The organism is Kutzneria buriramensis, assembly GCF_003387475.1.
Lineage (GTDB): Bacteria > Actinomycetota > Actinomycetes > Mycobacteriales > Pseudonocardiaceae > Kutzneria > Kutzneria buriramensis.
This window is the reverse complement of record NZ_QUNO01000007.1, coordinates 103,790-122,218: the sequence shown is the minus strand read 5'-3', so window position 1 is coordinate 122,218 and position 18,429 is coordinate 103,790. Positions and strand designations below refer to the sequence as shown.

The 18,429-nt window shown below is 69.9% G+C and carries 15 protein-coding genes and 1 pseudogene; 12 read left to right on the top strand and 4 right to left on the bottom strand.

What is annotated here, in order from left to right:
• Window positions 1-94: 94 nt before the first annotated feature.
• Window positions 95-859 (bottom strand): AfsR/SARP family transcriptional regulator, encoded by a 765-nt coding sequence (locus BCF44_RS21435; protein WP_116176144.1) that lies wholly within the window; start codon window positions 857-859, stop codon window positions 95-97.
• Window positions 860-1,079: 220 nt separating this feature from the next.
• On the opposite strand from BCF44_RS21435, the gene BCF44_RS21430 reads away from it, so the two are divergent.
• The 9 genes and pseudogenes from BCF44_RS21430 (at window position 1,080) to BCF44_RS57675 (ending at window position 10,367) form a co-directional block, all read left to right on the top strand.
• On the top strand, window positions 1,080-2,261 hold the full coding sequence (locus BCF44_RS21430; RefSeq protein WP_116176143.1) for a nitric oxide synthase oxygenase: 1,182 nt from the start codon (window positions 1,080-1,082) through the stop codon (window positions 2,259-2,261).
• A gap of 141 nt (window positions 2,262-2,402) precedes the next feature.
• A complete protein-coding gene (locus BCF44_RS21425; RefSeq protein ID WP_211353138.1) occupies window positions 2,403-4,775 on the top strand; it encodes a non-ribosomal peptide synthetase in 2,373 nt (790 codons plus the stop codon).
• Between the two features lie 26 nt (window positions 4,776-4,801).
• Window positions 4,802-5,830: a 2,3-diaminopropionate biosynthesis protein SbnB gene (gene sbnB, locus BCF44_RS21420; protein ID WP_116176141.1), complete on the top strand. Its 1,029-nt coding sequence runs from the start codon at window positions 4,802-4,804 to the stop codon at window positions 5,828-5,830.
• A 119-nt stretch (window positions 5,831-5,949) separates the two neighbouring features.
• On the top strand, window positions 5,950-6,912 hold the full coding sequence (locus BCF44_RS21415) for a TauD/TfdA family dioxygenase (protein ID WP_116176140.1): 963 nt from the start codon (window positions 5,950-5,952) through the stop codon (window positions 6,910-6,912).
• 48 nt (window positions 6,913-6,960) lie between these two features.
• Window positions 6,961-7,962 (top strand): 2,3-diaminopropionate biosynthesis protein SbnA, encoded by a 1,002-nt coding sequence (gene sbnA, locus BCF44_RS21410; RefSeq protein WP_116176139.1) that lies wholly within the window; start codon window positions 6,961-6,963, stop codon window positions 7,960-7,962.
• A 235-nt stretch (window positions 7,963-8,197) separates the two neighbouring features.
• Window positions 8,198-9,427 carry a 4-nitrotryptophan synthase gene (txtE, locus tag BCF44_RS21405; RefSeq protein ID WP_246015370.1) on the top strand — a complete coding sequence of 410 codons (1,230 nt, stop codon included), beginning with the start codon at window positions 8,198-8,200 and terminating at the stop codon, window positions 9,425-9,427.
• A gap of 121 nt (window positions 9,428-9,548) precedes the next feature.
• Window positions 9,549-9,992, top strand: a pseudogene (locus BCF44_RS57685) (APC family permease); the annotation flags it as partial.
• Complete coding sequence (locus BCF44_RS57680) at window positions 9,953-10,111, top strand: hypothetical protein (RefSeq protein ID WP_246015366.1); 159 nt, start codon at window positions 9,953-9,955, stop codon at window positions 10,109-10,111. The pseudogene BCF44_RS57685 and the gene BCF44_RS57680, both read left to right, overlap by 40 nt.
• 85 nt (window positions 10,112-10,196) lie before the next feature.
• Entirely contained in the window at window positions 10,197-10,367 is a 171-nt protein-coding gene (locus BCF44_RS57675; RefSeq protein WP_246015364.1) for a hypothetical protein, read from the top strand.
• A 4-nt stretch (window positions 10,368-10,371) separates the two neighbouring features.
• On the opposite strand, the gene BCF44_RS21395 is transcribed toward BCF44_RS57675, so the two are convergent.
• On the bottom strand, window positions 10,372-11,376 hold the full coding sequence (locus BCF44_RS21395; protein WP_147328572.1) for a trypsin-like serine peptidase: 1,005 nt from the start codon (window positions 11,374-11,376) through the stop codon (window positions 10,372-10,374).
• Window positions 11,377-11,698: 322 nt separating this feature from the next.
• Here BCF44_RS21395 and BCF44_RS21390 point away from each other — a divergent pair, with 322 nt between their 5' ends.
• The 3 genes from BCF44_RS21390 to BCF44_RS21380 all read left to right on the top strand — a co-directional run bounded on the left by BCF44_RS21390 (window position 11,699) and on the right by BCF44_RS21380 (window position 15,501).
• Entirely contained in the window at window positions 11,699-12,172 is a 474-nt protein-coding gene (locus BCF44_RS21390) for a hypothetical protein (protein WP_147328571.1), read from the top strand.
• A 93-nt stretch (window positions 12,173-12,265) separates the two neighbouring features.
• Window positions 12,266-14,104, top strand: a complete 1,839-nt coding sequence (locus BCF44_RS21385; RefSeq protein ID WP_116176136.1) for a hypothetical protein — start codon at window positions 12,266-12,268, stop codon at window positions 14,102-14,104.
• A 92-nt stretch (window positions 14,105-14,196) separates the two neighbouring features.
• Window positions 14,197-15,501, top strand: a complete 1,305-nt coding sequence (locus BCF44_RS21380) for a S8/S53 family peptidase (protein ID WP_170217662.1) — start codon at window positions 14,197-14,199, stop codon at window positions 15,499-15,501.
• 2 nt (window positions 15,502-15,503) lie between these two features.
• Here BCF44_RS21380 and BCF44_RS21375 read toward each other — a convergent pair whose 3' ends face one another.
• Window positions 15,504-16,262 carry a ThuA domain-containing protein gene (locus BCF44_RS21375; RefSeq protein WP_116176134.1) on the bottom strand — a complete coding sequence of 253 codons (759 nt, stop codon included), beginning with the start codon at window positions 16,260-16,262 and terminating at the stop codon, window positions 15,504-15,506.
• A gap of 19 nt (window positions 16,263-16,281) precedes the next feature.
• A complete protein-coding gene (locus tag BCF44_RS21370; protein WP_116176133.1) occupies window positions 16,282-18,135 on the bottom strand; it encodes a glycoside hydrolase family 3 protein in 1,854 nt (617 codons plus the stop codon).
• Between the last annotated feature and the right edge of the window lie 294 nt (window positions 18,136-18,429).

Here is an 18,429-nt window from a genome sequence, read left to right as displayed (position 1 = left end):
GCCTGACCATGCGCGCCACACTCCCCCAGCGAAGTTCCCGATGTTCCCCGAGCAAGTTAGGCGAACCGCATTTTGGGGCGATTTCTCGGCGATTTCACGCGCCGCGCAGGGCGCCGGACCGGATGGCCTCGTACAGCCGGCGGAGCTGGCTGCTCGGTTCGATGCCGAGCTCGTCGAGGAACATCTTCCTGGTCACGCGGTACACGCTCAGCGCCTGGGACGGGCGGCCGGCCCGGCACAGCGCGATCATCAGCTGCTCCCGCGGCCGCTCCCGCAGCCCCTGCTCGGCCACCACCGCGGACAGCTCGCCGATCACGTCGCGATGACGCCCCAGGTCCAACTCGAGCTGGACGCGGCGGTCGAACAAGGCGGCCCGCCGCTCCTCCCACCGCACGATCTCCGGCGCCAGGCTGGTGTTGGCCAGGCTCGGCAGCACCGGGCCACGCCAGAGATCGACCGCGGTCCGCAAGTGCGCCAGGGCTTCCACTCGGTCCCCGGCCACCTCGGCGGCGGTCGCGGCGGCAGTCAGCGACTGGACGCGCCTGGTGTCCAGTCGGGCGTCGCCGAGTTGCACCAGGTAGCCGGGCGGCTGGGTGGCGATGAGGTCGGCCGGCGCGCCGAAGGACACCAGCTTGCGGCGCAGCGACAGCACGCAGATGGCGATCTGGTTCGCCGGGTTCGCCGGCAGGTCGCCGGTCCACACGACGTCGACGAGTTGGTCGGTGGACACCACCTGGTCGGCGCGGCACAACAGGGCGGCCAGGATCGCGATCTCACGGTGGGCCGTGATCTCGACGCGCCGGCCGTCCACCCGCACCACCAGTGGGCCGAGAATGCCGAACTCCACCACCACACCCACCCGACAACGCCTCCTTCGACCGGGGACGTCCCGAGAGTCACGCCGCAGCCCGGGGCCAGGCTAGGGCCGGCCGTTTTCGCTTCGGTATCGGCCCGGCACCCGCGCCCCCGCCGACCGTCCAAAAGCGACTCGATATTCGGCCAATACTCCCAGTGGCTAGCGTCGAACCGAGGCAACATCGACAACGCCCGCCGAGGCGTTTCCCGTTGGGAGGACCGACGTGACTGACCTCGCCGCGGCGGCGGAGTTCATCGAACTGTTCCACGCCGAGAACCCGGACGCCGGCCCGGTCCACGACCGGATCGCCTGGATCCGCGCGGAGATCGACGAGACCGGCACGTACCGGCACACCGAGGACGAGCTCACCTTCGGCGCCCGGGTGGCGTGGCGCAACAGCGCCCGCTGCATCGGCCGGCTCTACTGGAAGAGCCTGCGCGTGCGGGACCTGCGCTCGGTCCGCGACGCGAGCAGCATCGCCGAGCACTGCGCGGAGCACCTGCGGCTGGCCACCAACAACGGCAAGATCCGCCCGGTGATGAGCGTCTTCGCGCCGGACCGGCCGGAGGCGCCCGCGCCGCGGATCTACAACGACCAGCTCATCCGCTACGCCGGGTACGGCCAGCCCGACGGCACCGTCGTCGGTGACCCCCTCTACACCGGTTTCACCACGACGGTCACGGCGATGGGCTGGGAACCGCCCACAACGCAGGGCGCGTTCGACATCCTGCCGCTGCTCATCGAGACCCGCCACGAGGGCCAGCAGCTGTTCACCCTGCCCCGCGAGGTGATCCGGGAGGTGCCGCTGCGGCACCCGGACTTCGCGTGGTTCGCCGAACTCGGCCTGCGGTGGCACGCGGTGCCGGCGATCAGCAACATGCGTCTGGACATCGGCGGCGTCAGCTATCCGGCCGCGCCGTTCAACGGCTGGTACATGGGCACCGAGATCGGCGCGCGCAACCTCACCGACATCGACCGCTACAACCTGCTCGAGGTCATCGCCGAGCGGCTCGGTCTGGACACCTCGGACGACCGCACGCTCTGGCGTGACCGGGCGGCGGTCGAAATCAATCGCGCCGTGCTGCATTCGTACGCCGAGGACGGCGTCACGATCACCGACCACCACAGCGAATCGCGCCACTTCCTGGCCCACGTGGCCAAGGAGGAGCGCGCGGGCCGCGGCTGCCCGGTCGACTGGAGCTGGATCGTGCCGCCGATGTCCGGTGGGCTCACTCCGGTCTTCCACCGCTACTACGACGACCCCGAGACCACCGGCCCGCAGTTCTTCGTCGACCCCGAGGCCGCTCAGCGCGGGCAGCAGGGCGGGCCGCGCTACTTCGCGGAGCCGGTCAGCCCGAAGCGTCACGCCGCGCCGGTGCTCGTGCCGGGCGGCCTGGCGGACTGAGCCGCGCTCACGCCCGGCACCTGGCGAAAAAGCAGCCGATAACAACCGGAAATCGTCGCCGCCTAGCGTTCTCGGCGGATCACTTCGTGCCGTGTTTCCGCGTCGGACCGCGCCGGTCCCGCGCAGTGGCTGGAGGAGCATGTGACTGCGCTGACGCAGGCTGGCGTGACAAGGATTCCGCGGTGGGTCGCGGATCGGGACCGTTCCGCCGGCGAGTTCGGCGACCACGTCGTCGGCGAGCTCGACGAACTCGTGGCGGCGGTGAGCAAGCTCGCGCGCGAACTCGAAGTGCTGGATTCGGCCGTGCTGCTGGCCGCGCACGCGGCGGTGCTGCGCAGGCTGACCGGCGAGTCACGGGTGTCGTGCGGACGGGCCGTCGCCGACGGGGTTGCCTCGTGCGACCTGCCGGTGCCCGACGGGCCCTGGTCGGAGTTGATCCGCGCCGCGCACAACGCCGAGTTCGGCGACGGCCCGGCGGCCGAGACGGTCGTGGACACGATCGGCGCCGCCCGGGACCGGCTGCCGGACGGGACGGTGCTCTGCGTCGCGCTGGACCACAACTCGGCCCGGCTGCGGCTGACCTACCGCACCGACGTCGCCGACGAGGCGTACGCGGCTCGGCTGGCCGGTTACCACCTCGCGGCATTGCGGGCCATGGTCGCCGACCCCGACGGCGCGCAGGAGGCGGAAAACCTGCTGTCGGCCGAGGAACTGGCCTACCAGGAGCGTGAACTGGCCGGGCCGCACCGCGACCTGCCGGATCTGCGCGCGCACGAGGCGTTCGAGCAGCGAGTGCGCGAGCACCCGGACGCGGTCGCCGCGTCGTTCGCGGGCGAACACCTGACCTACCGGGCGTTGAACGAGCGGGCGAACCGCATCGCGCACGCGCTGCTGGGCAAGGGACTTCGGCCCGAGGACGTCGTCGCGGTGATCACCGACCGCAACCTGGACTGGTTGGCCTGCGTGCTCGGCGTCTTCAAGGCCGGCGGCGCGTATCTGCCGATCGAGCCGCACTTCCCGGCCGACCGCGTCGCCGCCATGGTGGGGCGCAGCGACTGCCGGTTCGCCCTGATCGAACCGGTCCACTGGGCCCTGGTCACCGCGGTGGCCGACGCGAAGCTGACCGTGCTGGCGGTCGACGACTGTGTCGACGTGGGGCCGACGCACGACGTCGGGGTGCCCGTGGCGGCGGATCAGCTCGCGTACATCTACTTCACCTCGGGTTCGACCGGCGAGCCCAAGGGCGCCATGTGCGAGCACGCCGGCATGCTCAACCACCTGTTCGCCAAGATCGACGACCTCGCCATCACCGCGGGCACCGTGGTCGCCCAGACCGCGCCGCAGTGCTTCGACATCTCGTTGTGGCAGCTGATCTCCGCGCTGCTGGTCGGCGGCCGGACCGTCGTCATCGGCCAGGACTCGGTGCTCGACGTGAACCGCTTCGTCGACGAGGTCGTGCTCGGCGAGGTCGAGGTGCTCCAGGTCGTGCCGTCCTATTTGGACGTGGTGCTGGCCCGGTTCGAGGGCCAGCAGGGCGATCTCGGGCGGTTGCGCGTCGTGTCCACCACCGGCGAGGCGCTCAAGGCCGAGCTGGTGCGCCGCTGGTTCGCGCGCTTCCCCTGGATCAAGGTGGTCAACGCCTACGGCCTCACCGAGACCTCGGACGACACCAACCACGAGGTGCTGGCCGGCCCGCCGACCGGCGACCGCATCTCGCTCGGCCCGCCGGTCAACAACGTGCTGATCACCATCGTCGACGAATGGCTGCGGCCGGTGCCGCTGGGCGCGCCGGGCGAGATCGTGGCCGCCGGCGTGTGCGTCGGGCGCGGTTACATCAACGACGAGCAGCGCACGAAGCTGGCGTTCCTGCCCGATCCCGCGCGGGACGGCGGGCGGCTCTACCGGACCGGCGACTTCGGCCGCTGGAGCCCGGACGGCAGGCTGGAGTACCTCGGCCGACGGGACGCCCAGGTCAAGATCCGGGGCTTCCGGGTGGAGATCGACGAGGTCGAGAACCGGCTGCTGCGGGTCGACGGCGTGCGGGACGCGGCCGTGGTGGTCGTCGGCGAGGGCAACGCGAGCCGTCTCGTCGCGTTCTACCGGGCGGCCGACGTCACGGCCGAGACGGTGCGGACCACGCTGGCCGGCTGGCTGCCCGAGTACATGGTTCCCGCGCGGTTCCACGTGCTCGACGAGTTCCCGTTGACGAGCAACGGCAAGACCGACAAGAAGACCCTGGTCCGGCTGGCCGGCGAGGTCGACGACGACGCGCCGTCCCGGGCGGTGCCGACCACCGACACCGAGCGGCGGCTGGCCCGGGAGTGGTCGACGGTGCTGGGCATCGCCGAGGAGCAGATCGGCCGGCACGACAACTTCTTCCACCGCGGCGGCACGTCGCTGGCCGCGGTCCGGCTGATGATCGGCCTGGACCGCGTGGTGTCGCTGCCGGACCTGACCGAGCACCCGGTGCTGGCCGACCTCGCGGACGTCATCGACCGCCGGATCGCCGGCTGACCGCGTAGCGAATACGGAGCAGAAGCATGACCGAACTCAGTGTCCCGCCGTTCGCCGTCATCTCGGGCGGCCAGGTCCAGCGGGCGCTCGCCGGCGCCGAGAAGGACGTCGTCGAGCTCATCGAGTACGCGTACCGCACGCACGGCGCCGGGGACACGGTCAACCCGCCGTCCTACTTCCTGCGGTTCCCGGACCGGCCGACGGCGCGCATCATCGCGCTGCCCGCGTCCATCGGCGGCGACACCAGGGTCGACGGACTCAAGTGGATCTCCAGCTTCCCGGAGAACGTGGCGGCCGGCGTGCCGCGGGCCTCCGCCGTGCTGATCCTCAACGACCAGCGCACCGGCTACCCGTTCGCGTGCATCGAGAGCTCGATCATCAGCGCCACCCGGACGGCCGCCTCGGCCGCGCTGGCCGCGGACTGGCTGACCCGGCCCCGTACCCGGCCCACCCGGCTCGGCATCGTCGGCACCGGCCTGATCGCCCGCTACATCAGGACCTTCCTCGCCGGCACCGGCTGGTCGTTCGAGAACGTCGGGATCTTCGACACCGAGCCCAAGCACGCCGACGGCTTCCGGGCGCACCTGGAGGAGTCCGGCGAGACCGGCCGGATCACCGTGCACGAGCGGATCGAGGACCTGATCCGCGAGTCGGACCTGATCGTGTTCGCGACCGTGGCCGGCCGGCCGCACGTGACCGATCCGGCGTGGTTCGAGCACGGCCCTGTGGTGCTGCACGTGTCGCTGCGCGACCTGGCGCCGGAGATCCTGCTGTCCTCGGTCAACATCGTCGACGACGTCGAGCACTGCCTCAAGGCCGACACCTCGCCGCACCTGGTCGAGCAGCTCACCGGCAACCGGGACTTCCTGGCCGGCACGCTGTACGACGTGATGACCGGTGCGGTCGGCATCCCCGCCGAGGGCACGGTGGTGTTCTCGCCCTTCGGTCTCGGCGTGCTCGACCTGGCCGTCGGCCGCAAGGTCTACGAGGACGTGCGCGCGACCGGCGAGCTGACCGTGATCGACGACTTCTTCCACGAGCTGCGCCGGTACTGACGGCCGTGCGGACGCAACGCCGGGGCTGGTGGAGCAGTGGACTTCCTCGATATCCCAACAATAAGCGTGATCACTACCGTCTGCGACACGATGTCGACCGAGCCGTCTGGAGTCCAGTCATGATATCGGCAGCCCCATCGCTGTCCGTCGAGACGGACCCGAGCGGCCGGGCCGTGGTGCGCGCCGACGGCACCGCCCACGACTGGCTGACGGCACATCGCGACGCGCTGCGCGCGACCGTCACCGAGCGCGGCGCGGTACTGGTGCGCGGCCTGGAGTTGCGGGATCTCGAGGCGGCCACCGGCGCCTACCGGGCGCTGTCCCTCGACCTCATGCCCGACCGGGAGGCATTCGCTCCCCGGTCCCGCTACGCCGACGGCGTGTACTCGTCCTCGCAGTGGCCGGCCGACCAGCCGATGTGCATGCACCACGAGCTCAGCTACGCCGAGGAGATTCCCGGCCTGCTGGCGCTGGTGTGCCTGGCCGCACCGGCGTCGGGCGGCGCGACCGCCACCGCGGACGCCGCCGCCGTGCTGGCCGAGCTGCCGTCCGATGTGGTCAACCGTTTCATCGACAAGGGCTGGTCGCTGGTGCGCAGCTACAACGGCGAGGTGGGCGTCTCGCTCGTCGAGTCGTTCGGCACCGACGACCGCGCCGGCGTCGAGAGTTACTGCCGCGCCAACGGCATCGAGTTCGAGTGGGCGCCGGGCGGGGCGCTGCGGACCCGACAGCGTCGCCCGGCCGTGGTCCGGCACCCGGCATCCGTTGTGGACTGCTGGTTCAACCAGATCGCGTTCCTCAACGAGTGGACGATGGCGCCGGAGATCCGCGAGTACCTCGTCGACGTCTACGGCGCGGACGGGTTGCCGTTCACCACGCGGTTCGGTGACGGCAGCCCGATCGACGAGGACATCATCGAGACGATCAACGCCGTCTACGAGGCGCACACGGTGAGCCTGCCGTGGCAGGCGGGCGATCTGCTGCTGATCGACAACATCCGCACCGCGCACAGCACCGAGCCCCACGTCGGTCACCGTCAGATCGTCGTCGCCATGGCGGAGCCGGTCAGACGCGATGCCTGAGCGGTGGCCGGCCCGGCGCGCGGTCGGGCACCGAGGAGGAGTGACACCGTGCCGATCATCTCGGCCCCGCAGGACTTCAACGAGGAGGACCTCTACGTCGACCTCCTGCCGGTGTTCGGGCGCTCGCTGTTCCTGAAGTGCGAGGGCTTCAACTTCGCCGGGTCGATCAAGCTCAAGGCCGCGCTGCGCATGGTGGAGGCCGCGGAGCGGGACGGCCGGCTGGCGCCGGACTCGGTGCTGGTCGAGTCCTCGTCCGGCAACCTCGGCCTGGCGCTGAGCGTGATCGCCGCGAACCGGGGATTCCGGTTCCTGTGCATCACCGACGCCCGGTGCAACGTGGCCACCCGGCGGATGATGGAGGTGCTCGGCGCCGAGGTGCACGTCATCGCCGAGCCGGACGCCGACGGCGGATTCCTGGGCGCGCGCCTGGACTACGTGCGGGCGCTGTGCGCCTCGGACCGCAGGTACGTGTGGCTCAACCAGTATGCCAATCCGAACAACTGGAAGGCGCACTTCGAGTCGACGGCGCCGGCCATCCTCAGCCAGTTCCCCGATCTGGACGTGCTGTTCGTCGGCGCCGGCACCACCGGCACGCTGATGGGCTGCGCCCGGTTCTTCCGCGCCAGAAGGGATCGGGTGCGGATCGTCGCCGTGGACAGCGTCGGCTCCGTCACCTTCGGCGGGCCGGCGGCCCCCCGGACGATCCCGGGCCTGGGCACCAGCGTGCGGCCCGCACTGCTGGACGAGTCCTATGTGGACGAGGTCATCACGGTGCCGGAGCCGGACACGGTCCGCACCTGTCACCGGTTGGCCGCACGGGGTTTCCTGTTCGGCGGGTCGACCGGCACGGTGATCAGCGGCGCGCTGGGCTGGCTGGCCGAACGCCCGGACTGGCGGGGCATCGCCGTGGCGATCGCACCGGACCTGGGCGAGCGCTACCTGGACTCGGTGTACCAGAGCGACTGGCTGCACGGTATCGACGAGCACGGCGTCGACGACGAGGAAGTGTTGCACACCAACGGCCTGCCGGCTGGCACGTCACTGGCGTGACCCGTACAGGGACCTTTGCCCTGTTATCGATTCCCGGGGCGGACCCCCGGCTCACCGATAACGAACCAAAAATCCCGGCGACTAGCGTTGTGCGCAGTGAATGGCGATGCTGCCCTCGCCTTCCGAAGTGACGACTGCTCACAGCCACATCCCTGTTTCCCTGTACCGCCCCACAGTCGGACTGAACGCGACCTGTCGAGTCTGGATCCGGCCGTAACGAAGATGGAGCCGACCAATGGTGTCGATGGTAAATGCATCGCCGTTGTCCGATCCGAGCATCGTGCCGGACCCCTACCCCGTGTACGCCGAGCTGAGCGAGACCAACCCCGTGCACTGGTGCGAGGGGCTCGACGCCTGGGCAGTCGTGCGGTACGACGACTGCGCGAAGGCGCTGAAGAACCCGTCGCTGAAGGCCGACCGCATGGAGGAGGTCCTCCAGGCGAAGTTCGACGGCCGCGCGGTGCAGACGGACAACATCTACTACCAGTTCACCAAGAACGTCATGATGTACACCGACCCGCCGGTGCACGACTCGCTGCGGCGCTCGACGGCGCCCGGCTTCACCGGCGCGGCGCACAAGTTCTACAGCGACGTCATCGAGAAGATCGCGGCCGAGCTGGTGGCCTCGATCCCCGAGGGCCAGACCGAGATCGACGCCGTGTCCGAGCTGGCGCTGAAGATGCCCTACCACTCGTCGGTGCACGCCTTCGGCGTCCCCGAGGAGGACCTCGACTTCGTCGTGCCCCGCGTGGACAAGCTGATGACGTACTGGTCGGGCCCGCAGGACCAGCCGATCAACTTCGACGCGCTGCTCGAGGACCTGACCGACCTGCACACGTACTCGGTGGAGCTGGTCGAGGGCAAGCGCGGCAAGGTGCTGCCGGACACCGTCATCGCCCGGCTCGCGGCTGCCGCACCGACCAACACCGACTCGACGCTCCAGCAGACCATCCACCAGCTGGTGCTGCTGCTCATCGCGCTGTACGCGCCGACCACGCCCGGCTCGCTCAGCAGCGGCATGAAGGCGTTCGCGGAGAACCCCGAGCAGGTGGAGCTCTTCCGCAGCAGCCAGGCCGCCGCCGACAACGTCGCCAACGAGGTCGTCCGGTTCAACGCGTCGAACCAGTTCACCTGGCGGCTCGCGGACTCGGAGCTGGAGATCGGCGGCGTCACGATCGACAAGGGCCAGTGCGTCGCGCTGTTCCTGGGCGCGGCCAACCGCGACCCGCGGATGTTCGAGCGGCCCGACGAGTTCGACCTGGCCCGCCCGAACAGCAACAAGACCCTCTCGTTCGGCATCGGCGTGCACTCCTGCCTCGGCCGGCAGATCGCCAGCCTCCAGCTGAAGTGGTTCTACACCGCGCTGTTCAACCGCTACTCGAAGATCAGCCTGGCCGGCGAGCCGGTGTGGAACACCAACCTGGAGTTCCGTTCGCTGAAGTCCCTGCCCCTGTCGCTGCGCTGACCGGGTTCGCACAGATGGGCGGGTCCTTCCCGAGAGGACCCGCCCATCGCCGTGTCCGCCCGCGCAGAGAACTTGCCCCCACGGGCCGAGCCGCACGGCAGTTCCCTGCACGCTCTTCACCGGCCTCGGAGCCGGACTCGTGCTCGCGGTCTACGACTACCTCGGCTACGACACCAGCGCCTACCTGGGCGGCGAGGTGCGCCGGCCGGGCAAGACGCTGCCGCGATCGATCGTCGGCATCATGTGCCTGTACCTGCTGCTCCAGGTCGGCATCCTCGGCGTGCTGCCCTGGCAGGACGTGGTCAAGTCGTCATCGATCGCGACGCCCGCGGTGTCCAGCGCGTGGGGCCCGACGGCCGCCGACATCGTGACCGTGCTCATCGTGGTGACGGCTTTCGCGTCCGTGTTCGCGGGTCTGCTCGCCGGTTCGCGGGTGCCGCACGAGGCCGCCCGCGACAAGCTGTTCCTCCCCCAGTTCACCAGGCTGCACCCGAAGGGCACTTCCCCACTGTCGGCCTGCTGGTCATGGGCGTCATCAGCGCCGTCGGCTCGCTGCTGCCGCTGACCGTGGTGATCAACGCGCTCGCGGCCGCCATCGTGCTGGTCCAGGCGCTGGCGCAGGCGGCGGCGGTGGTGGTGCTGCGGCGACGGCAGCCGAACCTGAACCGGCCGTACAAGATGTGACTCTTCTCGGTGCCGCTGATCATCGCGGTCGTCGGCTGGATCTACGTGCGGTTCTCGACCGACCCGCTGTCCCCAGATCGTGTCGGTGTCCTGGGTGGTCGTGGGCGTGGTCTCGTTCCCGATCTGGGCCCGCGCCGAACGCGTCTGGCCGTTCGGGCCGAAGGAGATCAAGGAGGAGTTCCTCACGACGCCGGCGCCCGCCGAGGGAGTTTCGCGCACCACGTCTGCCCGGTGGGCAGACATGGTGTGCCGCTAGTCGGTCACGGCGAGGCGTTCTCGGCCGCGTTGTACAGGTTCGTGGTGTCGCCGTCGTAGTACGGGCCGAACACCGGGCCCTGCGGATCGGGGTTGATGCCGTAGGAGGTGTTGCTGACCGCCCAGCCCAGACCGTTGGCGTCGCTGTAGTTCTGGAGCCACGGGCCGCCGCTGGAGCCGCCGCCCAGGTTGCAGTTGAGCTGCTGGTCGGAGTTGAAGATGCTGCGCCGGCTCAGCTGCCCCTGGCAGTTCGCCTGCTGCTCGGTGTTGGACACGTTGTCCGGGTAGCCGATGAACGTGATGAACGGGCGGCCCGGGTTGACGGTCAGGCCGTTGCCGCCGACCGTGTCGACCAGCTTGCCGCCGTGCGAGCCGTTCTGGGTGATGGCGAACGCGTAGTCGAAGTGGTGGTCGTCATTGTTGATCCACGACGTCTGCGCCCACAGCTGGTATGCCGGGAAACTGCCGGGCGTGCCGACACCGAACTGATAACCGGGGTCGAACGTCCAGTTCTGCATCCACTGGCCGCCGCCACCGCGGTGCACGCAGTGGCCGGCCGTCAGCACCAACCGCCGCTTTCCACTGTTGATGGCGCCGCCCGAACAGACATAGTCATTGCCGTCCACCGGATCGTGGAAGAACACCTTTCCGTCGGTATTGGTGAATGCCACGTCGGGGCGAAACGCGTCCGCCGCCGGACGCGTCGGGTCGGCGATGTTCTGCGGCTTCCCCTGGGGCTGCCGACCGCTGCTCGTCTGCACGGCGCCGGTGTCCAGCGGCGCCGGCCTGGCCGCGGCTTTCCGCGCCGGCGTCCAGTACGCCGAGATGATGGTGGCGGCCGCCTGCGGCGTGGCCATGCCGGCCGCCTTGGTCGTCGGGTCGTAGACCGGCACCAGCCCGGAACCGACCGGAACGGATTGTTTCGTAGCCAGCGGTTGCGGGCCCGCGACGGCGGGCGTTGCACCCCCGATCACGAACCCGGCGAGCCCGACCGCGATCACGACGGGCATCGCGAACGCATGGAACATACGTCTTTCACCGCGCATTGAAACCCCCACCTGATTAGAAGCGACATGAAATGTCGAAATGCACGCTTTAGCCTAGTTTCACCGCGGCACACCTGTCAGTGGCCGGTTTCGATTACCACTCCTCCGGTCTAAACCCTGCCCCGAAAACAATGCACACGTGCACCCATTCAGCGCGAGTAATCCGGGCCCGGCCAGTTCAACCATATGACGCATCTGCGCCACCATTGACGTATACGTGAACATCACGAAGGAGTCGGCGGAGCGAGCCAACCCGAACCGGGTCTTTCGACGTCCAGGAGGCATGATGCGAACACTCCGCCTGACCGTCGCGCTCGGACTGCTGGTCACCGCGACGGCGTGCGGCACCGCCGCCAACGGCAACGTCAGCGACCCCGGCCCGGCGATGAGCACAAGCAGCCCGCCCACCGGCGGCCCGGCCACCTCGACCGGCGTGTCCGGGCCGGTCGGACAGCCCAACGTGGCCCGGCCCGACGCCAGAGTCATCGATCAGCGACCGCTCCGGTGGAGTCGGGCCGAGGCCGGCGACGGACCACAGCTGGTGATCCACTACACCACCGCCGGACTGGCCCGGTGCAGCACGCTCGGCCGGGTCGACGTCGCCGAGACCACGAGCACGGTCACCGTGACCGTGCTGGTCGGACAGCTGCCCGGCGCGAACTGCGCCGGCGACCAGCCCCAACTCGCCGCGCAGTTCGTCACGACCGTGACGCTCCAGCGACCGCTGGGGGCGCGGACGGTCGTCGACGGGGCCCGCTGACCGGGTCACGTTCTCGACTCCCTCGCGCATCGGCGCTAACGGACACGCCCGCTTGGACGAATCCGTCGTCATCAGCGCGTCTGGGAGCGGCATATGAGGACCTGGTGGCGTCGGGCGGGCACGGCGATCGCCGGCGCGACGGCGATCCTGCTCGGACCGGTGCCGGTGGCGCGGGCCGACGACGCTCTGGTCGTCGAGCCGGGGCAGGTCGTGGTGACCAACGGCGCCGGTCAGCTGTGGCTGGTCAATCCCGCCGCCGGCCCGGTCGGCGTGACGCTCGGCGGCGGAGTCGCCCTGGGGCACGGCGCCTGGCCGTTGACCTTCACGGTCGACGGCCACCCGGGGACGTCGCCCATCGAGGTCAAGGGGCACGGCACGGTGCCGGTGTCGATCACGGTCGGCAAGGACGCGCCGGCCGGGACGTCCGGCGTGATCACCGTGGTCACCAATCCGGCCGGCCCCGCCCAGCACGTGCCGGTCAGCCTGTCCGCCGGCTCCCCCGCCGGGCTGGTCTCGTCCGCTACGACGGATCTCCGCGGGCCGGTGGACCTTCCCGTTGTGCCACAACGGCCGGTGGCGCTTTCCGTGCCGATCGCGGCGAACACCTGCCCCGGCAGGTGGAGCGCGCCGGTGATTCTCCAGTCCTCGACGTACAGCGCGACGGTGACCGCGACCTGCTCCGGGCCCACGGCGACGCGGCTCGACCTCGCCGGTGCGGCACCGCCGGCGTACGGCACGTACACCGGCACGATCAAGCTCGGCGGATCCGGCGTGACGGTCACCGTGACCACCGCCGCCGGTTGGATATGGGCCATCGCTGTCGCCCTGATCGGACTACTCGGCGGCCTGCTGCAACGCGGCTACCTGATCAACCACCGTCCGATCAGCCGCCTGGTCGTGAGCGCGAAGGCGTTGGCCCGCGCCGGAATCTCCGCCGACACGGCCGTCAAGAAGGCCGACCCCACTGTGGCCTGGGCGATCGCGCCCGGTGCCGCGCGGGAGGCCAACGCCCTCGCGGAGCGCGCCGCCGACGTCCAGCGACGCTACCCGGGAGTGTTCAACCTGTTGGGCCACCCCAGCGACGACGACGCGGCCGCCGTCGAGTCGATCACCAAGGACATCGCCGCCGTGGCGGCGGCCATCGCCGAGTGGCGTTCCCGTGCGGCGACCGTTCTCGGCGCTTTGAAGTCCACAGTGGATGGTCTGGCCGGTCTCGACGAGCTGGCCCCGGGGCTGAAGGACCACGCCGACGGCGCCCTCGGCCCGGGTTCACCCGCCGAGCTGGAAACCTCGGAGATCCAAGGGTTTCTCGCCGACGCAGAGGCCACTGCGGCGGCGCTGGAGCTGTTGCCCACGGTGTCGAAGCTGGACGCGGCACTCCAGGCCCGCGCCGGGAGTCTGTCGGGATACGAGTCGTGGCAGAGCATCTGGTATGCCGAGGCGCGGGGCCTCACGGACGAGGTCCTGGACTCGCTGCGCACGGCCAGGACCGGCACCGACGTCGTCGCCGCCGACCTGGACCACAAGCTGGAGCAGGCCCGCCAGATCGCCCTGCGCCTGCCGGACCCCACCCGGCCGCTCCCTGGAGGCTTCGAGGTCGCTACGGCCGTCGAACTGGTCACGGCCGCCCCCGTTCCGGACGGCGTGCCGGGACTGTTCGACCGGTTCCGGGCCAGGCCGGCCCCGACGCCCGACCAGCTCGTACGGCGCACGCGCATCACGGATCGTTGGCTGCTGCTGGTCGCCGCCGTGGTGGCCGTCTGGGGCGGGCTGACCCTGTGGTACGTCGACAAGCCCTGGGGCACCGTGCTCGACCTGGTCGCCGCTTTGCTGTGGGGTCTTGGTGCCGGCGTGGTCGCCGGACCGCTGGCCGACGCCGTTGAGCGGGTCACGCAGAACGCCGCCGACCGCCGCACGGAGGTCCGATCATGAGCAGCCCGGCGGTACGGGAGCGGCCGGCCGTCGACCTACGTCTGACCGTCCTCGTGACGGTTTGGGCCTTGTGGGACACGATTGTGGATCTCGTGACGCTCGGCATCCGTCGCCGGGCCGAACGCCGCCTGCCGCTCGTGCCGGGCGAGGTCGTGGTCTGCTGGCTGCAAGAGCCGGGGACCGGGGCGGTGTCCGAGGCACTGATCCGCCTGCTCCGCACACCGTTGGCGGGCGGTGCCCGCGCACGTGGACTGCGCGATGTCCAGGAAGCCCGTGGCGAGGAACGGCCCGGCGTTGCTCCCCGGGTATTCGTGCTCACCTGTCGGCCGGGTCGCGAACGCGACCTGGTGCGGCTGGTGCTGCGGGCCGGGCGCTCGATCCTGCGACGCCGACGGGCCCGCTGGGTTCCGGGCACGTTCCGCGCCAGCCGTGTGCCCTGGCTCGACCTCTCGACGGATATCGTGCTGGGCCACGGGTTCACCCCAACCCGAGCCTTCGAAACGGCGCTCGAATCGGTACGCGTCGACCTCGATCAACAGCCCGACTGCGGGCAGGTGAAGATCGGCGTGCTCGATGCCGGCGTCCATGAGGACGCCCTGGGTCACATCGCCGACCGCATGACCGTGACCCATCGACGCAAGGACGGCTACCGGACCTACGACGAGCCTCGATCACGGACCTCGCACCGGCACGGCACGCTGATCACCAGCATCATCGCGACCCTCGCCCCGCAGGCCGTCATCGACGTGATCGATGTCGCTAACGACCTTCCGACGCCGCTGCGGCAACAGCTGGCGGCGTCCTGGATGCATGACGCCATCGAGCGGTACAAGGACTTCGATCTGCTCAATGTGAGCGCCACCCTCAACGGGGAGGGCGCAATCCTCGCGCCGGAGTTCGAGATGACGGTGCGGACGGTCATCGCCGCCCGCGCGGAGAACCACCCCGTGGTGGTCGTCGCCGCCTGCGGCAACATTCACGTGCCGGCCACCGGACAGCATCGGACTCCCCTCGACGCAATGGGATTCCCGGCCAACGACGTCCACGTCGTGGCGGTCAGCTCCACCGACGGCCGCCTGGTGCCGGTGCCTGAACGCACCGGCGACAAGGTCGGCGACCTGTTCTGGCACATGCCCGGAGGGACCGTCGACGCGCCATTCGCCCACGACGGCGGCGACGGCGACCGGACCGCCGGTCACGGCTCGTCGCTCGCCGCCGCCGTGTTCACGGGCGTTCTGGCGCGTCTCCTAGTGGGCAAGGGATCGGCCGGATTCGGCACAGTCGGCCGAGAGCGGACGCTCCTTGTCGCCGAGGGAAACACCAGGTTCTGGCACCTCGTGAACCTCCATGGCCGCGCACGGCCGTCGTCCCGGGGGCTGCTCGACGCCAACGAATGACGTCAGCAGTCGGAGGCGACGGCTCCGGCCGCTGTTTCGACCCCGCCCAGTAGCAGGTGCAGGAAGTTGGCCTCGCCGTAGCTGGCGACGGTGTGGCCCATGGCCGTGTACCAGGATCGGCCGCCGTCGAAATTGTGGCACCAGGTGATGGGGTGGTCGGCGCCCATCGTCGATCCGGTGTAGGACGAATCGTCCACAGTGGTCAGCACGTGCACGCTGCCGCGCGGGTTGGACTGGAAGTCGTACCACTCGTCGAAGCGGGTGAACTGCGCCGGCAGCCCCCGGGTGGACGGATGGTTGGGATCCTCGACCCGGACACGCGCGTTCTGCTGCGTCGGATGCTGCTTGAAGTACGCACCGACCAGCTTGCCGAACCAGGGCCAGGTGAACCCGCCGTCGGAGGCGGCATGGATGCCGACGAAACCTCCACCATGCTCGATATACCGTTGGAAGGCGTCCTTCTCCGGTTGCGTGCCGACCGGGTCGCCGGTGGCCGACAGGAAGATCACAACTGCGTACCGGGCCAGGTTGGCGTCGGTGAACAACGCGTCGTTCTCCGTCGTGTCGACGAGGAAGTTGTTCTGTCGGCCCAGTTTCTGGATGGCCGCGATGCCGGCCGGGATGGAGTCGTGCCGGAACCCGGTGGTCCGGGAGAACACCAGCACCCGGAACGGGGCCGCGGCGGCCCGTGCCGGAGTGCCGGCGAGAACCACAACGGCCGCGAGCGCCAGGACAATGGCGTTGATCAGGCGGGAACTCATGGCTGACGTCATATCCGCACTACCCGACCGGCCAGGTCAGGCCGAAGCCCAGCGGGAACAGCGGGGTCTTGCCGTCGCCGTCGTTGATCGGCTCCTGCGAGGCGCTCTGCGGCCACGTCACCGGCAGCTTGCCGGTCGGCGCGACGTTCCCGAAAAGCACGTCGGCCACGCCCTGCCCCTCGGTGCCCGGCAGCCAGGCCTCGACCAGCGCCCGCCAGCCGGGCAGCTGCGCGCTGATGTCCAGCGGACGGCCCGACACCAGCACCACGATCACCGGCACGCCGGACGCCCGCAGCCGGCTCAGGGTGGTCAGATCCTCCTGGTCCAGGCCCATGCCACCGGGTCGATCGCCGGCGCCTTCGGCGTACGGGGTCTCGCCGATCACCGCGATGGCCGCCGTGTAGCTGGAGTCGATGCCGTTGCCGTTGCGGTCGTACCGCACCGAACCCGATCCGGTCACGGTGTTGCGGATACCCTGGAGCACGGTGGTGCCGGGGGTGGTGTTGCCGCTGCTGCCCTGCCAGCTGATGGTCCACCCGCCGCTCTGCATGCCGATGTCGTCGGCGGACTTGCCGGCCACGAACACCTTGGCGGACTTGGACAGCGGCAGGATGCCGCCGGCGTTCTTCAGCACCACCTGGGACTCGCGCACGGCCTGGCGGCCCAGCGCCCGGTGCGCGGCCGAGCCTACGGTGCCGGTGAAGGAGCGGTCGGCGAACGGGTGCTCGAACAGGCCGAGCTGGAACTTCTTGGTGAGGATGCGGCGGTTGGCGTCGTCGATCCGGGCGCGCGAGATGTGCCCGTTGTTCACCTCGGTGCGCAGCATGCTGATGAACAGCTTGTAATCGGTGGGCACCATGACCATGTCGATGCCGGCGTTGATGCTGGCGTCGATGTCGCCGGCGGAGAAGCCCGCCTGGCCGTCGATCTGGTCGATGCCGGCCCAGTCCGACACCACGAAGCCGCTGAAGCCCAGCTCGCCCTTGAGGATGTCGGTGATCAGGTGGTGGTTGCCGTGGTCCTTGACGCCGTTCCAGCTGCTGTACGAGATCATCACCGCCCCCACCCCCTTGTCGACGGCGGCCTTGAACGGCGGCAGGTGGATGGCCCGCAGGTCGGCCTCGGACAGTTGGGTGTTGCCCTCGTTGACGCCGCCGGTGGTGCCGCCGTCGCCGATGTAGTGCTTGGCGGTGGCCATGATCGACGCCGGCGCCGCGCCCAGGGTGGTGCCCTGGAGCCCGGTGATGATCGTGGTCATCGCGGTGGGAATGCTGGGCACCTCGCCGAAGGACTCGTAGCTGCGGCCCCAGCGGTCGTTGCGCACCACGCACAGGCACGGCGCGAAGTCCCAGTTGACGCCGGTGCCGGCGACCTCCTCGGCGGTGGCCCGCCCGATCTGCTGCACCAGGGCCGGATCGCGGGTCGCGCCGAGACCGATGTTGTGCGGGAAGATCGTTGCGCCGACAACGTTGTTGTGGCCGTGCACGGCGTCCGCGCCGTAGATCATCGGGATGCCCAGCGGCGTGGACAGCGCGGTGCGCTGGAAGCTGTCGTACATGTTCGCCCAGGACTGCGCGTTGTTCGGGCTGGGCGCGGATCCGCCGCCGGACAGCACCGAGCCGATCCGGAATGTCGCGAGGTCGCTCTGCGGGTTCAGCGCGGTGCGCTCGGCCTGGGTCATCTGGCCGAGCTTCTCGTCCAGCGACATCCGCGCCAGCAGGTCGTTCACCCGGTCGGCGACCGGCAGCGCGGGATTCTGGTAGGGCAGGCCGGCGTGCGGCGCCTGCGCGGTGGCGGGTGCGGTCACGGACGCGATGGCGAACAGGGCCGCGCCCACGGTGATCAGCGATCGCCGCAGCCGAGTGCGGGTCATGGGAAACCTCCTGGCCGGAACGTGCGCGAGGTACCAGATGAGAGGCGGCGTGCGCATCGGTTCGGTCGGATCACCCGGCCTCTGGAAGCGCTCCCATAGAATCCTCACTATACGTGCGATCCGCCCGCATGACCAGCCCGCGAAGGCGGTATGAGCCTCGCTCGACGTCATGATCCGTTGTGACACAAGGGATGTGGAGCAGACGGCGTGACCCGCTCGGCCGAGACACCCTGGGGCCGCCCGCGGCTCGTTTCCCCTACGTCAACCGTTGACAGCGCTTTCCAGTCTTATTTT

What these genes read in the sequence shown, in the direction of transcription:
- sbnB (WP_116176141.1), top strand. Translation starts at nt 4,802, where the DNA reads ATGACCGAACTCAGTGTCCCGCCGTTCGCCGTCATCTCGGGCGGCCAG.
- BCF44_RS57680 (WP_246015366.1), top strand. Translation starts at nt 9,953, where the DNA reads ATGGGCGTCATCAGCGCCGTCGGCTCGCTGCTGCCGCTGACCGTGGTG.
- txtE (WP_246015370.1), top strand. Translation starts at nt 8,198, where the DNA reads ATGGTGTCGATGGTAAATGCATCGCCGTTGTCCGATCCGAGCATCGTG.
- BCF44_RS21375 (WP_116176134.1), bottom strand. Translation starts at nt 16,262, where the DNA reads ATGAGTTCCCGCCTGATCAACGCCATTGTCCTGGCGCTCGCGGCCGTT.
- BCF44_RS21415 (WP_116176140.1), top strand. Translation starts at nt 5,950, where the DNA reads ATGATATCGGCAGCCCCATCGCTGTCCGTCGAGACGGACCCGAGCGGC.
- BCF44_RS21385 (WP_116176136.1), top strand. Translation starts at nt 12,266, where the DNA reads ATGAGGACCTGGTGGCGTCGGGCGGGCACGGCGATCGCCGGCGCGACG.
- BCF44_RS21395 (WP_147328572.1), bottom strand. Translation starts at nt 11,376, where the DNA reads ATGCCCGTCGTGATCGCGGTCGGGCTCGCCGGGTTCGTGATCGGGGGT.
- BCF44_RS21390 (WP_147328571.1), top strand. Translation starts at nt 11,699, where the DNA reads ATGCGAACACTCCGCCTGACCGTCGCGCTCGGACTGCTGGTCACCGCG.
- BCF44_RS21370 (WP_116176133.1), bottom strand. Translation starts at nt 18,135, where the DNA reads ATGACCCGCACTCGGCTGCGGCGATCGCTGATCACCGTGGGCGCGGCC.